At 60.1% G+C, this 14,746-nt stretch carries 11 protein-coding genes and 1 pseudogene; 3 read left to right on the top strand and 9 right to left on the bottom strand.

The genetic code is table 11. The features are described from left to right. The first annotated feature begins 112 nt into the window (after positions 1–112). Complete coding sequence (locus tag AOA61_RS15300; protein WP_095186054.1) at positions 113–1,231, top strand: AGE family epimerase/isomerase; 1,119 nt, start codon at positions 113–115, stop codon at positions 1,229–1,231. On the opposite strand, the pseudogene AOA61_RS15295 reads toward AOA61_RS15300, so the two are convergent. From AOA61_RS15295 to AOA61_RS15255, 9 genes and pseudogenes are all read right to left on the bottom strand, one after another. Next, a pseudogene (locus AOA61_RS15295) lies at positions 1,203–2,107 on the bottom strand (cation diffusion facilitator family transporter). The gene AOA61_RS15300 and the pseudogene AOA61_RS15295 sit on opposite strands and share 29 nt — an antisense overlap. A gap of 204 nt (positions 2,108–2,311) precedes the next feature. Next, positions 2,312–3,076 carry an SDR family oxidoreductase gene (locus tag AOA61_RS15290; protein ID WP_032890536.1) on the bottom strand — a complete coding sequence of 255 codons (765 nt, stop codon included), beginning with the start codon at positions 3,074–3,076 and terminating at the stop codon, positions 2,312–2,314. 785 nt (positions 3,077–3,861) lie between these two features. Then, positions 3,862–4,578 carry an ABC transporter ATP-binding protein gene (locus tag AOA61_RS15285; RefSeq protein WP_032890534.1) on the bottom strand — a complete coding sequence of 239 codons (717 nt, stop codon included), beginning with the start codon at positions 4,576–4,578 and terminating at the stop codon, positions 3,862–3,864. Then, positions 4,575–5,450: an ABC transporter ATP-binding protein gene (locus AOA61_RS15280; protein ID WP_027607703.1), complete on the bottom strand. Its 876-nt coding sequence runs from the start codon at positions 5,448–5,450 to the stop codon at positions 4,575–4,577. The genes AOA61_RS15285 and AOA61_RS15280 overlap by 4 nt, the downstream gene beginning before the upstream one ends. After that, complete coding sequence (gene livM / locus AOA61_RS15275; RefSeq protein WP_032890532.1) at positions 5,447–6,724, bottom strand: high-affinity branched-chain amino acid ABC transporter permease LivM; 1,278 nt, start codon at positions 6,722–6,724, stop codon at positions 5,447–5,449. Before livM ends, AOA61_RS15280 begins: the two co-directional genes overlap by 4 nt. Before the next feature lie 2 nt (positions 6,725–6,726). After that, positions 6,727–7,641: a branched-chain amino acid ABC transporter permease gene (locus tag AOA61_RS15270; protein ID WP_003188099.1), complete on the bottom strand. Its 915-nt coding sequence runs from the start codon at positions 7,639–7,641 to the stop codon at positions 6,727–6,729. A gap of 184 nt (positions 7,642–7,825) precedes the next feature. Further along, positions 7,826–8,962 (bottom strand): branched-chain amino acid ABC transporter substrate-binding protein, encoded by a 1,137-nt coding sequence (locus AOA61_RS15265; protein WP_099602068.1) that lies wholly within the window; start codon positions 8,960–8,962, stop codon positions 7,826–7,828. A 374-nt stretch (positions 8,963–9,336) separates the two neighbouring features. Further along, positions 9,337–10,620, bottom strand: a complete 1,284-nt coding sequence (locus AOA61_RS15260) for an FAD-binding oxidoreductase (protein WP_099602067.1) — start codon at positions 10,618–10,620, stop codon at positions 9,337–9,339. Positions 10,621–10,790: 170 nt separating this feature from the next. Beyond that, complete coding sequence (locus AOA61_RS15255; protein ID WP_032890526.1) at positions 10,791–12,281, bottom strand: aldehyde dehydrogenase family protein; 1,491 nt, start codon at positions 12,279–12,281, stop codon at positions 10,791–10,793. 154 nt (positions 12,282–12,435) lie between these two features. On the opposite strand from AOA61_RS15255, the gene AOA61_RS15250 reads away from it, so the two are divergent. Both AOA61_RS15250 and pncB read left to right on the top strand, forming a co-directional pair. Further along, positions 12,436–13,326 carry a LysR family transcriptional regulator gene (locus AOA61_RS15250; RefSeq protein WP_032890523.1) on the top strand — a complete coding sequence of 297 codons (891 nt, stop codon included), beginning with the start codon at positions 12,436–12,438 and terminating at the stop codon, positions 13,324–13,326. A gap of 205 nt (positions 13,327–13,531) precedes the next feature. Beyond that, complete coding sequence (gene pncB / locus AOA61_RS15245; protein WP_032890522.1) at positions 13,532–14,746, top strand: nicotinate phosphoribosyltransferase; 1,215 nt, start codon at positions 13,532–13,534, stop codon at positions 14,744–14,746.

Raw genomic sequence — 14,746 nt, 5'->3', positions numbered from 1 at the left:
AACACCTTCAAAGGTGGGAGGGGGCTTGTCCCCGATAGCGCTGGCACAGACACCACAGAACGCAAGCCTGCTACCATGCGCGCCTACACCCCTGCCGTGACGACGCCAGCCAATGCCCATCGCTTCCCAGCCCACGTTGAATTCTGTGCTCACCCACTTCCATACCTTGATCGTGCCGCTCTGGCAGGGCCCGGGCTGGAATGCCGAGTTGGCGTTGCCCTATGAGGCGCTGGATGCCGATCATCGGCCTTTGCCGCCGCAACGCTACCGCGCCATGGCCTGCGCTCGACAGCTGTACCTGTTCGCCAGCCTGATCGGCGAGCCCGGTGCTGCCTTTGCCGAAGAACGCGCCGCCGCGTTGTTCCGTTCCCTGCAACGGCACTTCCACGACGCCGAATACGGCGGCTGGTTCTACAGCGTCGACCCCGCCGGGCAGCCGCTGGACAAGCGCAAAGACCTCTACACCCACGCCTTCATCATCTTCGCCTGCGCCCATTACTGGGCCAAAGTGCGCGAGCCGCTGGTGGAATCGGTGCTCAATGCCGCCCTTGAAGTGGTCGCCGAGCGTTTCGCCACGGGCGATGGCCTGTATGAAGCGGTACTTGAGCGTAACTGGTCTTCCCTCAAATCCGGCCCCCTACAAAATCCCTTGATGCACCTGGCCGAGGGCTTCCTCGCCACCCTCGCCGTGCGTGAAGACGCCGACGTACAAGCGGCCCTGCTGGGCTTGGCGACGGCCATGCAGCAGCGCTTCATCGACCGCCAGCATGGGGTAATGATGGAAAAACCGCTGGGTGCTGTGGATAACTGGTTTGAGCCAGGGCATCAATTCGAGTGGTTCTTTTTACTGGAGTCGTCGCCCGCCTTACGCGGCACGCCGTTGCATGCCTCACTGACCCGGGCGTTTACCTACGCCGAGCAAAAGGGTGTGGATCCGTTAAGCGGCGCGGTCAGCGGCATGCTTGCCCTCGATGGCAGCGTGCGTGACGCCACCCAGCGTATCTGGGCCCAGGCCGAATACCTGCGGGCACTGACCTTGCGGCCCGACAGCGAAGCGGTGCTGCAACGCCAATTGCTGGCGCTGCAACAGCATTTCCTGCATGAGAAAGGCTGGCATGAATGCCTGGATGCCAACGGCGCGGTGAGCCGACGGGATATGCCGTCGACCACGCCTTACCATCTGGCGACCTGCTATCAGGGCCTCACGCAATCCATTTACGGTCGCCCGTAAAACTGATCGTTAACCAGCGCGCCGCATCCGGCGTGCCGAGCCCTGTGGATATCTCTTCGCGCAACCTATCCAGGGTGGCGACGTTATCCACCGGGTAATCCGCCGGCAGCACCACGTGAATCTCGATAAACCGCGCCCGCCCGTGCTTTTGCACGTAGGACACGTAGTCGTCGAAACCATGCCTGGCGCGGACCGCATCCATGACTTCGCGAACCTTGTCGTCCAAATGGTCGGGGGCAATCCCCAGCACCTCGCGTAACGCTGGGCGCAGGATCTTGAAGGCCGGCGCCAGCATGCTCAGGGCCAGCAGGATCAGGATCAAGGGGTCGACATACACCGCCCACTCGCCATAGCCCTGGGACTTGAGCAACAGCGCGGCCAGAAAGCTGATCAGCAAGCCCACCGACAGCATCGCGTCCACCAGCCAACTGATGTTATCGAACTGGATCAACGACGATTTGAGCGCGCGGTTGCGGTAGCGCACATAGAAGAAGTAGGCGAACTCAACGACGGTGAACACCGCCGCGTAGATGATCACCAGGCCCAACTCGATCTCGCGCCCGCCATTGATCATGCCGAACACACCGTTGAGGAATGCGTAGATGGCGATCAACAGCAGAAAGCTGCCTTCGATCAGCAGCACCAACGGCTCAGGTGCCAGTAGCCGAACTGGAAGCGCGCGTTGCTTTTCTTGGCGATCAACTTGGCCGTGATCAGCATCAACACCTTGATGGCGGTGGCGATCAGCGAGAAAAAGCCGTCGAACAGAATAGATTGGGCGCCGGATATCACACCCGTGACAATGCCGGCGATCGCTACCGCGAACATCAGAATCGTCGATTGTTTGAGCAGTGCCTGCTCACCTCGGTTACTCACATTTCCTCCCGTCAAAACCTTTGAACCGCACGATGCGGTGGGGTTTTCAGGAGTGGAGTGTACCTTATGGCCTGTTTTGGCCGATTTGACGCCATCGGGAGCGAACCCCCTCCCACATGGGATTGGGTTCCCACGTTCCGACTTGTGAACACAGTCAAGTGTGAGAGGGGCTTGCTCCCGATAGCAGCGACGCGGTTTAAAGCCTTACTTACCGCCCCGCTCAATCGCAAACCCGGCCCAGGTCTGGCTCACCGGCATCAGCTCCAGGCGGTTGATGTTGACGTGCGCCGGCGTGTTCATCACCCAGAAGATGGTGTCGGCAATGTCCTGCGGCTGGATCGGCTCAGCGCCGGCATAGGTCGCGTCATAACGCGCCTGATCACCGCCGAAGCGCACCAGCGAGAATTCACTCTCACACAGGCCTGGCTCGATGTTCGTCACGCGCACGCCGGTGCCTTGCAGATCGCAACGCAAGTTCAGGGAGAACTGCTTCACAAACGCCTTGGAGCCGCCGTACACGTGGCTGCCAGGGTACGGGTAGTTACCGGCGATGGAGCCGAGGTTGATGATGCCGGCGCCACGGCCGTGAGCGATCAAGCGCGGCAGCAGCAGGTTGGTGGTGGTCAGCAGGCCCTTGATGTTGGTATCGACCATGGTCTCCCAATCGTCGAGGCTGCACTTGGGCGCAGGATCAGTGCCCACGGCCAGGCCCGCGTTGTTGATCAGGCCACGCAGTTTGGCGAACGACGGCGGCAGACTGGCGATGGCGTCTTCCATGCCCTTGCGGTCACGCACGTCCACGACCAGGCCGTGCACTTCGGTCTGCTTGGAAAGCTCTTCAACCAAGGCATTCAAACGCTCGGCGCGGCGGCCAGTGAGCACCAGTTTCCAACCGGCTTCAGCAAAACGACGGGCGCAGGCTTCGCCAAAACCTGAAGTTGCGCCAGTAATAAACAGCGTGTCGGACATGGTGTTCTCCTTGCGGGCATCGGGAAAAAAACAGCCAGCAGAATGCCCTTACACCGCCGTCGCGGCAACCGCTAAGCACACCCTTTCATGTAAAGCTGATCACTTTTTGATCATATCAAGCAAAGCCTTATGAACCGTGGCCTGCAGCCATATGCGCGCAGGTTATCCACAGCTGCGCCCACAGTCTTTGGGGGCAAGTACAAAATACCGAAAGCCTCTGTGTACAAGGCCTGCAGGCGGTTTTAGAAAGTTTTTTGCTTGACCTTGGCGAGGTCGTATGTAGGCCCATCGACAGAGTGGAAATCCGGACGATGGCTCCAGGCCAGTCATTCCGGCCTCTGCGGAGGTCTTTCCAGAGTTTAATCACAGACTTATCCACAGGCTGAAGAGTCATATTTCGGTCATATACCTGTGTCTTTAAACAGGTTGACAAACCCCTTGGCCGGTCGCCAAAAAGCCGCTGATCAAAAAACAACCACCACGCTGTAAGCCACGGTTTTAAAGGCGTTCAGGCACGTACTCCCACGTTACCCACAGCCGGTTCCACAGTGGATGGGGACAAGTCAAAAGCGTGACAAAACAGGTATTTGCGGCGGCTATATGTCGCGCTTTGGAGGGGGGCTGGATTTGTTTTCCACAATTTGGGATCGGCCTTATGAACACCGTAAAACAAATGTGGGAGCGGGCTTGCTCGCGAAAGCGGTGGGTCAGTTCCAGTCTATGGACTGATACACCGCATTCGCGAGCAAGCCCGCTCCCACAGGGGGTTTGCGTCAGGCTTTAGATCAGTGCCCGCCGAGGTAGGCGTTGCGCACTTCCTCGTTCACCAGCAGCTCCTTGCCGGTGCCTGTGAGGCGAATCTCACCGTTGACCATCACATACGCCCGGTCCGACAAGCGCAGTGCGTGGTTAGCGTTCTGCTCCACCAGGAAGATGGTCATCCCGGTGGCTGCCAGCTCGCGCAGGGTGGAAAAGATCTGCTTCACCACAATCGGCGCCAACCCCAGGCTCGGCTCATCCAACAGCAACAGCTTGGGCCGGCTCATCAGCGCGCGTGCGATGGCAAGCATTTGCTGCTCACCACCGGACATGGTCATGGCGCGCTGGTTGCGCCTTTCCTTGAGGCGGGGGAACAGCTCGAACATGCGCTGCATGTCTTCCTGAGCGTATTTGTCGCCAATGGGGATAGTGCCCATCAGCAGGTTTTCCTCGACAGTCATGTCGGGGAACACCCGCCGCCCTTCCGGCGACTGCGCGATGCCGTTGGAGGCGATGTAGTGGGATGACTTGTGGGTAATGTCGACACCGTTGTAGATGATCTGCCCCGACTCAGCCCGTGGCTGGCCGAAGATCGACATCAGCAGCGTGGACTTACCCGCGCCGTTGGAGCCGATCAGGCTGACGGTTTCGCCTTCGTTGATGTGCAGCGAGACTTTCTTCAGGGCCTGGATCGGACCGTAGAACACGTCCAGGTCCTTCATTTCGAGGATAGGTGCACTCATACCAGCTCCTCTTCGTCTGCGCCCAAGTAGGCGGCAATCACTTTAGGGTCGTTGCGGATCGCTTCCGGCCCGCCCTCGGCGATCACGTTGCCGTGGTCCAGCACCACGATGTGGTCGGAAATACTCATCACCATGCCCATGTCGTGTTCGATCAGCACCACTGTGAGGTCGTGTTCGTCGCGCAGCAGGCGAATCATCGCGCTGAGGGCTTCGGTTTCCTGGGGGTTCAGGCCCGCTGCCGGTTCGTCCAGGCAGATGATCTGCGGCCGGGTGCACATGGCGCGGGCGATTTCCAGGCGGCGCTGTTGGCCATAGGAAAGCTCACCGGCCAGGCGGTTGGCGCAGTCCACCAGGTCGACAACTTCCAGCCAGTAGAACGCGTGGTCGAGCGCATCGCTTTCGGCCTTGCGGTAGCCCTTGGTGTTAAGGATGCCTGCGAGCATGTTGCGGTTGACCCACATATGCTGGGCCACCAGCAGGTTTTCCAACACCGACATTTCCTTGAACAGGCGAATGTTCTGGAAGGTCCGCGCCAAACCGGCACGGTTGACCAGGTGGGTGCCGCCGAACATTTTGTAGTACACGCGGCTGAGGAAGCTTTTCGGCGACACAAAGTCGACGGCCTTGAAGCGCTCGCCCAGCAGTTGGATCACGTTGGTCTGTTTGCCACGAATGTTCAGTTCGATCTTGCCGCCACTGGCTTTGTAAAAACCGGTGAGGCAGTTGAATACCGTGGTTTTGCCGGCGCCGTTAGGGCCGATCAGGGCAAAGATCGAGTTGCGTTCGACCTTGAGGCTCACATCGCTCAAGGCCTTGATGCCACCGAAGTGCATCATCAGGTGTTCCACGGAGAGGACGACTTCCTTGCTCATGGCGCCACTCCTTTACGTGGGGTCACACCGGTACGGCTGATGCGGATCAAGCCGCGTGGTCGCCAGATCATCATCACCACCATCAACACACCAAACAGCAGCACGCGGTATTCGCTGAAGCTGCGCAGCAATTCAGGCGCCACGGTCAACACGAAGGCCGCGATGACCACGCCGACCGTCGAGCCCATGCCGCCCAAGACCACGATGGCCAGGATCAGTGCCGACTCGAAGAAGGTGAACGACGACGGGTTGACGAAGCCCTGGTAACTGGCAAAGAACACCCCGGCCAAACCCGCAGTAGATGCGCCGATGGTGAATGCCGAAAGCTTGACCAGCACGTGGTTCAGGCCCATGGAACGGCAAGCGATCTCATCTTCACGCAAGGCTTCCCAGGCGCGGCCAACCGGCATGCGGGTCAGGCGGTGCTTGATGTACAGCACGGCCAGCACCACCAGGAACAGCACGATGTAGATGAACATGAACTTGATGTTGGGGTTGTAATCGAGGCCGAAGAATTCGTGGAACGGAATCCCACCCTCCTTCGCCTTGCGCCCGAACTCCAGGCCGAGGAAGGTCGGTGAAGGCACCGGCATACCGTTCGGGCCACCGGTGAACGACAGCCAGTTGTTGAGCACCAGGCGGATGATTTCACCGAAGCCCAGGGTCACGATGGCCAGGTAGTCCCCGTGCATTCGCAATACCGGAAACCCGAGTATGCACCCCGCCAGTGCCGCCGCGATGGCGGCCAGGGGCAGCACGCTCCAGAAGCCGAGACCGAGGTACTGATAACCCAATGCCAGGCCGTAGGCACCGATGGCGTAGAACGCCACGTAACCCAGGTCGAGCAAGCCGGCCAGGCCGACCACGATGTTCAGGCCGAGGCCGAGCAACACGTAGATCAGCCCGAGGATCACCACGGTCAGCAGGTACTTGTTGGCGAAGATCGGGAACACGATGGCGATCACGATCAGTGCCGGAATGATCCAGCGCAGCCGCGACTTGTAGTCCGGTGGCAGTACATGCACGCCGGAGCCACTGCTCTCGAAGCCCTGCAGAATCTTCACGCCCTTGGGGGTTTGCAGGAACAGGCTGAGGGCAAAGCGCCCGGCCATCACGATGGCGACCAGGATGGCCACGCGCGCAGGTTCCAGGTTGAAGCTGTAGCCGTCGAGGACCACGCCGACGATCGGACCGAACACGATCAGCGAAATCAGTCCGGCAAGGATCGTATCGACGACACTTTTCTTGATATCGATAGGTTTGGCAGCAGACATGTTTACACCTTCGCCACGAGTGGGCGACCAAGCAGGCCCTGGGGACGGAAAATCAGAATCACCACCAGCAGGGAGAAACTGAACACGTCTTTGTAGTCAGAGTTGATCAACCCTGAGAACAACGACTCGGAGATGCCGAGGATGATCCCGCCCAGCATCGCCCCAGGCAGGGAACCGATGCCGCCGAGTACCGCTGCGGTAAATGCCTTGATGCCGATGATGAAGCCGGCATAGAAGTCGAAGGTGCCGTAATTGAGGGTGATGAGCACACCGGCCAGTGCGGCCATGGCAGCACCGATGACAAACACGTAGGAGATCACGCGGTCGGTGTTGATGCCCAGGATCGAGGCCATCTTGCGGTCTTGCTGGGTGGCGCGGCACATGCGGCCGAGCTTGGTGTACTTGATGATGTAGGTCAGCAATGCCATGCCGGCGAATGCCGCGACCAGGATGAACACTTTGGTGTACGTAAGCTGCACGAAGCCTGTGCCGATATCGACACGCCAGGCCCCGGCCAGCAGGGTTGGGATACCTTGTTGCTTGGCGCCCTGGGCGATCTGCGCGTAGTTCTGCAGGATCAGGGAGATACCGATGGCGCTGATCAGCGGAGCCAGTCGGGTGGAGTTGCGCAGCGGTTTGTAAGCGACACGCTCAATGACCCAGCCGTAAACGCCGGTGACGACCACGGTGAAGATCAGAGTGCCGAGAATGAGCAGCGGGAAGGATTCGATGCCGAAGTAAGCCAGCAGTGCCAGACTGATCGCCGCGAGGTAAGCGGAAATCATATAAACCTCGCCGTGGGCGAAGTTGATCATGCCAATGATGCCATAGACCATTGTGTAGCCGATGGCGATCAGGCCATAGACCGACCCGAGGGTCAGGCCGTTGACCAGTTGCTGCAGGAAAATACCATCCATAACGCAATCTCACGCGGTGAGCACCTGCACACCGGCGGGTGTGCGGCGCTTCTGGAGGAAAAAACAGATCTCGATAACAACACGGGTCCCAATGTGGGAGGGGGCTTGCCCCCGATGCGGTGGGTCAGCTGAACACCTGTTGACTGACACTCCGCTATCGGGAGCAAGCCCCCTCCCACATGGATTACTTCTGCTTTTCCAACTGATGGTATTTGCCGTCTTTATCCCACTGGTAAACCACGTAGTCGGAGATTTTCAGGTCGCCCTTCGCGTCCCAGGTCTTCTCGCCCATCACGGTTTTGACCGGGTGCGCTTTCAGCCATTTGGCCGCGTCTTCGCCCTTGTTGGACTTGGCGCCGTTGAAGCCGGCGGCCAGGGCCTGCAGCGAGGCGTAGGCGTACAGGGTGTAGCCTTCTGGCTCGTAGCCGGCCTTGCGGAACTCTTCCACGACAGCCTTGCTGTCGGGCAGCAGGCGCGGGTCGGCACCAAAGGTCATGTAGACGCCATCGACGTATTGCGCGCCGCCAGCGGTGGCCACCAGTTCATCAGTCACCACGCCGTCATCGGACATGAACTTGACGTCTTTCAGGCCAGCTTCACGAATCTGGCGAACCAATGGACCGGCTTCCGGATGCAGGCCACCGAAGTACACGACGTCTGCGCCCAGGGAGCGGATCTTGGTGACCAGCGCACTGAAGTCCTTCTCGCCACGGGTCAGGCCTTCTTCCAGCACCGGCTTGACGCCGCGCTTGGTCAACTGGGCAGCGGTGGCGTCGGCCAGGCCTTTGCCGTAAGTGTCCTTGTCGTTGATGACCGCGACTTTCTTGCCCTTGAGCACATCGACGATGTAGTCGCCGGCGACGATGCCTTGCTGGTCGTCACGGCCGCACATACGGAACATGGCGCCAAGGCCACGTTCGGTCACTTGTGGGTTGGTAGAGCCTGGGGTGATCGCGATGATGCCCGCTTCGTCGTAAACCTCGGAGGCCGGGATAGTGTTCGACGAGCAGAAGTGCCCGACTACGCCAATCACTTTGTCCTGGTCAGCCAGGCGGTTGGCCACGGCAACGGCCTGTTTCGGCTCACAGGCATCGTCGCCTGCCACCAGCACAACTTTCTCGCCGTTGATGCCACCGGCCTTGTTGATCACCTCGGCTGCCGCCTGGGCACCCTTCATGTACTGCTCACCGAACGAGGCGTTGGCGCCGGTCATCGGCCCCGCTACACCAATCTTCACATCAGCTTGAACAAACGTAGAAACACCCAGCGCCGCTGCAACGGCGAGGGCCAGAAAACCTTTCTTGTAAAACGTCTGGGACATGAGTGGTGCTCCGATATTTTTGATTTTTGGCACTACAACTTGCGTTCAAACTTTTCACTGAAAGCTCAGAGCAAGCCCCGTGCCATTACGTTTTTATTCTTCAAAAAGACACGGTGTCATTGTTATTACAGGCGTTTCGACGCCGCTTGCCAGGACGTGCAACCCTCTAGCCTCGACAGGTGCAACCAGCCAGTTAAAAAAGTACAACCGTGACGGGTCGCACCTGCAACCGAATGGATAAACACCCCGCTCCACACCTGTAACAGCGTGCGTAACGGAACTGCACATTTACAGTGCGTGATTGCTACGACCTGCACCAATACAGATTAGTAGCCTGCTAAGAAAATGCAGGCTTCTGAGCGGTATTTCGCTGATCAGATCACGATCCTCAAGCATTGCCCGGCGTGATACAGCGAGAATCCCGCCTCGTACAGGCAACTGCGCAGACCCACTCCGGCCAACGGTTGCATGGGCGCGAAGGGAATCGGAAGCGCTAGGGGATCCTGGTGACACAAGTAGTCGGCGAACGCCTTGCCGACCACACTGCCGGTGGTCACGCCGCGTCCGTTATAGCCCGTAACAGCGACCAGTCCAGGGGCCGGTTCGAACAGGCGCATCAAGTGATCGGGGGTGAACGCGATGCAGCCGGTCCAGGTGAATTCCCACTGCACCGATTTGAGGTACGGGAAGTAGTGTTGCTGCACCCGATCGGCCCACGCCTTGAGGAACCACGCCGGTTTCTGGTTGCCATTGCCCAGGCTGCCGAGCAATAAACGACCATCGGCATCGCGGCGGATACTGCTCAATACCTGACGCGTGTCCCACGATCCCTGGCCGCCAGGGAGAATCTGCTGGGCGGCTTCGTCGGTGAGCGGGGCCGACGCGACCTGATAGTAATAACCGGGGAAAAAGTTACGCCGCAGCTCGGTCCATTCGCCTTCGGTGTAGGCATTGGAGGCAACGACCACTTGTGCAGCCTGCACTGCCCCGTGCTGGGTCTGAACCGACCAAAGTGGACCTTGGCGCTCCAATTGGGTGACCGGTGAATGGTCAAACAACTGCCCGCCGAGCCCGACCGCAGCATTGGCCAGCCCAGAGGTGTAGGCCATGGGATTCAAGGTGCCCGCACGCCGATCCAGCAAGGCGGCGGCAATTTTTTTAGTGCCGGTGGCTTGCTCGCAGGCCTGACCGGTGAGCAACTCAACTGGCGCGCCACGGCGCTTCCATTGTTCTTCACGACTGCGCAAATCCGCCTCGCCACGGGCGTTGTGCGCCATGTGCAAGGTGCCCTCGCGGCGCAGTTGGCAATCGATGTTGTATTTGTCGATGAGGCTGAACACCAGAGACGGTGCCGCGCCCAACATGCGGTTGAGCTGGCTGCCCACCGCTTCGCCGAAACCGGCTTCGATGTCGTCCGGGGGGATCCATAAACCGGCGTTCACCAGCCCGACATTGCGCCCCGAACCGCCGTGGCCAGTGCGATGAGCCTCCAGCACGGCGACGCTTTTACCCTGTTCCAGCAAGTGAATGGCGGCCGACAATCCGGTGATGCCGGCGCCGATCACGCACACATCCACCTTGACCTCGCCCTTGAGCGCGGCGCGATCCGGCCGGCCAGGGGTGAGGTGTTCCCACAAACACGTTTCGCGTAATGCCATTGCCAGACTCCGGTGAGACCCAACAAACATCTATTCCGAACTGTAAATGAGGTCACATGTGGGAGGGGGCTTGCTCCCGATGGCGGTGTATCAGGCAACACTTCAAACCTGATTCACCGCCATCGGGAGCAAGCCCCCTCCCACGCTGACCTCACTCCGACTTGAGGAAATCAGTCGAAGGTGATGCCCTGGGCCAGCGGCAGTTCCAGCGAGTAGTTCACGGTATTGGTCTGGCGGCGCATATACCCGCGCCACGCATCCGAACCCGACTCACGACCGCCGCCGGTCTCTTTTTCACCGCCAAACGCGCCGCCAATTTCTGCGCCGCTTGGGCCGATATTGACGTTGGCAATGCCGCAGTCACTGCCGACTGCCGACATGAACTGCTCGGCTTCACGCACGTCAGTGGTGAAGATGCACGAGGACAGACCTTGGGGCACCGCGTTGTTCAGGCGCAGGGCTTCGGCGAAGTCGGTGTAGCCGACGACATACAGAATCGGCGCGAAGGTTTCGGTGCACACCACGTCGCTTTGCTCAGGCATCTCCACAATGGCCGGCGACACGTAGTAGGCGTTGGGGAATGTGTCTTCCAACTGGCGCTTGCCGCCGAACACTTTGCCGCCTTCGCTCAGCGCTTGCTCCAGCGCGTCCTGCATGTTGTCGAAACCGTGCTTGTCGATCAGCGGGCCGATCAGGTTGCCTTCCAGCGGGTGGCCGATGCGCACTTTGGAATAGGCGGCCTTGAGGCGAGTGACGATTTCTTCCTTGACCGATTCATGGGCAATCAGGCGGCGCAGGGTGGTGCAGCGCTGGCCGGCGGTCCCAACGGCGCTGAACAGAATGGCGCGCACGGCCATGTCCAGGTCGGCGCTTGGGCCGAGGATCATCGCGTTGTTGCCGCCCAGTTCCAGGATGCTGCGGGCGAAACGTGCGGCGACTTTCGGCGCCACTTCGCGGCCCATGCGCGTGCTGCCGGTGGCGCTGATCAACGCCACACGCGGGTCATCCACCAGCGCGGCGCCTGCATCGCGACCACCGATGATCACTTGGCTCAGATACTCAGGGGCGCCGTCGAATTTCTTCAGCACGCGCTCGAACAGCGCCTGGCAAGCCAGGGCCGTGAGCGGGGTCTTTTCCGAGGGTTTCCAGATCACGGCGTTGCCGCACACCAGGGCCAGGGCGGTGTTCCATGCCCACACGGCGACCGGGAAGTTGAAGGCGCTGATGACGCCGACCACGCCCAGCGGGTGCCAGGTTTCACGCATGTGGTGGCCTGGGCGCTCGGAAGCGATGGTCAAGCCGTACAACTGACGCGACAGACCGACCGCGAAATCGCAGATGTCGATCATTTCCTGCACTTCACCCAGGCCTTCCTGGGTGATCTTGCCCGCTTCCCAGGACACCAGTTCGCCCAGGTCGGCCTTGTATTCGCGCAGCACGTCGCCGAATTGGCGCACCAGCTCACCGCGACGCGGCGCCGGTACTTTGCGCCAGGCGTCGAATGCATGCTCGGCGCGACTGACCTGTTGCTCCACCTCGGCGGCACCTTCCCAATGCACACTGCCGATTTGGCTGCCATCAATCGGCGAGTGCACGGGCTGTTTGCCCGTCTGGTACAGCGACGGGTTCACCCCGAGACGATCAAGCAATGCGGCAACCATAGGTCACTCCTTCAAACTGCAAACAGAAAATTCGCGCCGCGGCGCGCACGGCGATCCAGACCTTATTTGTAGCTGGCTCAAGACTTGCCAACAAACGACGATTAGGCGAGATATCATTCCGTTTATTCATGCAAAGCATAAAAAGAGGCACGCCGTGCTGAACAAAAGACATTTGCCCTCGATCACCGCCCTGCAGTGTTTCGAAGCAGCCACCCGCCACCTGAGCTTCACCCGCGCCGCCGAGGAGTTGAACCTCACGCAAAGCGCGGTCAGCAAACAGGTGGCGCAGTTGGAAGAGCTGCTGCAACACCTGCTGTTTCGCCGCGTGCGTCGCCGCTTGCAGATGACCCCGGCGGGCGACCTGTACCTGGTGGAAGTGCGCAAGATCCTCACGCAAGTGGAGATGTCCACCCACTACCTGCGCTCCTACGGCGGCGAGACCGAAGTACTGCGCGTGTCCACGCCTTACACCTTCGGCGCGCGCTGGCTGGTGCCGCGCCTCAAGGGTTGGCGGTTGCGCCATCCGCAGATCCACCTGGACCTGTGCAACGAGCAGGAGCCGGACGAACTGCTGCAAGGCAAGGCCGACATGGCCTTCTACTTCGGCCAGGGCTCGCGCCCCGGCACCGAGAGCCTGAAGCTGTTCAGCGAAGAACTGGTGCCGGTGTGTGCACCGGAAAGTCTGCCCGCGAAGCCCTTCAACGACCCCACGCAACTGAGCGAACTGGTGCTGCTGCAAAACGCCTCACGCCCCCAGGGCTGGCATGACTGGTTCGCCGATCAGGGGTATCACACCGAGCACAGCTACCACGGGCCGCGTTTCGACACCTTTTATATGTGCATTCGAGCGGCGCAGGTAGGCTGCGGTGTAGCGCTGCTGCCGCGGTTTCTGGTGGAAGAAGAACTGGCCGACGGCAAGTTGGTGATCCCCTGGCAGCACGCGATGCCGAGCCAGGATGCGTATTACCTGGCCTATCCCGAGCATTCGGCGGAAGTGCCCAAGGTGCGCGAGTTTGTGAAGTGGATGATGGAGCAGGTTCTTTAGTGCCTGGAATACCGCCATCGGGGCAAGCCTCCTCCCACATTTGAAACACATTCCAAGTGTGGGAGGAGGCTTGCCCCCGATGACGCCAGTGGCCTCACTGAAAAAATCACTGGCAAAACCCCACAGGTCTATGCGCCACTAGCCCCCTTCCTTAATTGTGCGTAAAGGCCGGCGTCCATCGCCGACCCGTCTGGAGATTCCCGTTATGAGCGAGAGTGTGTTTGCCGATCGCATCGTGCAGAACCTGCTCGACACCGACTTCTACAAGCTGACCATGATGCAGGCGGTGCTGCACAACTACCCCAACGTGGAAGTTGAATGGGAATTCCGTTGCCGTAACAGCGAGGACCTGCGCCCGTACCTGGCGGAGATTCGCTACCAGATCGAACGCCTCGCCGAGCTGAGCCTGAGCCCGGACCAACTGGGCTTCCTGGAACGCATCAGCTTTATGAAGCCGGACTTCCTGCGCTTCCTCGGGCTATTCCGCTTCAACCTGCGTTATGTGCAGACCGGCATCGAGAACGGCGAGTTGTTTATCCGCCTGCGCGGGCCGTGGCTGCATGTGATCCTGTTTGAAGTGCCGATGCTGGCCATCGTCAGCGAAGTGCGTAACCGCTACCGCTACCAGACCGTGATCCTCGAACAGGCCCGCGAGCAGTTGTACCGCAAGTTCGATTGGCTGACGGCGAATGCCAGCAGCGAGGAACTGTCGGAGCTGCAAGTGGCCGACTTCGGCACGCGCCGACGCTTTTCGTACCGGGTGCAGGAAGAAGTGGTCAATGTGCTCAAGCATGACTTCCCCGGGCGCTTTGTCGGCACCAGCAATGTGCATCTGGCCCGCGAGCTGGACATGAAGCCCCTGGGTACCATGGCCCACGAATGGATCATGGCCCACCAGCAACTCGGCCCACGCCTGATCGACAGTCAGATCGCCGCCCTCGATTGCTGGGTCCGCGAATACCGTGGCCTGCTGGGCATCGCCCTGACCGATTGCATCACCACCGACGCGTTCCTCGGCGACTTCGACTTGTACTTCGCCAAGCTGTTCGACGGCCTGCGCCACGATTCTGGGGACCCGGTGCAGTGGGCGGAAAAAGCCATCGCTCACTACCACAAGCTGGGTATCGAGCCGATGAGCAAAACCCTGGTGTTCTCCGACAGCCTGTCGCTGCCCAAGGCCTTGGAGATTTTCCGTGCGCTGCGCGGTCGCATTAATGTGAGCTTCGGCATCGGCACCAACCTGACCTGCGATATTCCAGGGGTGGAACCGATGAGCATCGTGCTTAAAATGACCGCCTGCAACGGCCAGCCCGTCGCCAAAATCTCCGATGAAGCGGGCAAGACCCACTGCACCGACCCGAATTTTGTCGCCTATTTGCGTCACGTTTTCAAAGTACCTGCCATTTCCAGCAAGGAGTGA

This window comes from Pseudomonas sp. 2995-1, from assembly GCF_002742505.1.
GTDB classification, from domain to species: domain Bacteria; phylum Pseudomonadota; class Gammaproteobacteria; order Pseudomonadales; family Pseudomonadaceae; genus Aquipseudomonas; species Aquipseudomonas sivasensis.
The sequence above is the reverse complement of the archived record's forward strand: the minus strand, read 5'-3'. Positions and strand labels throughout refer to the sequence as shown.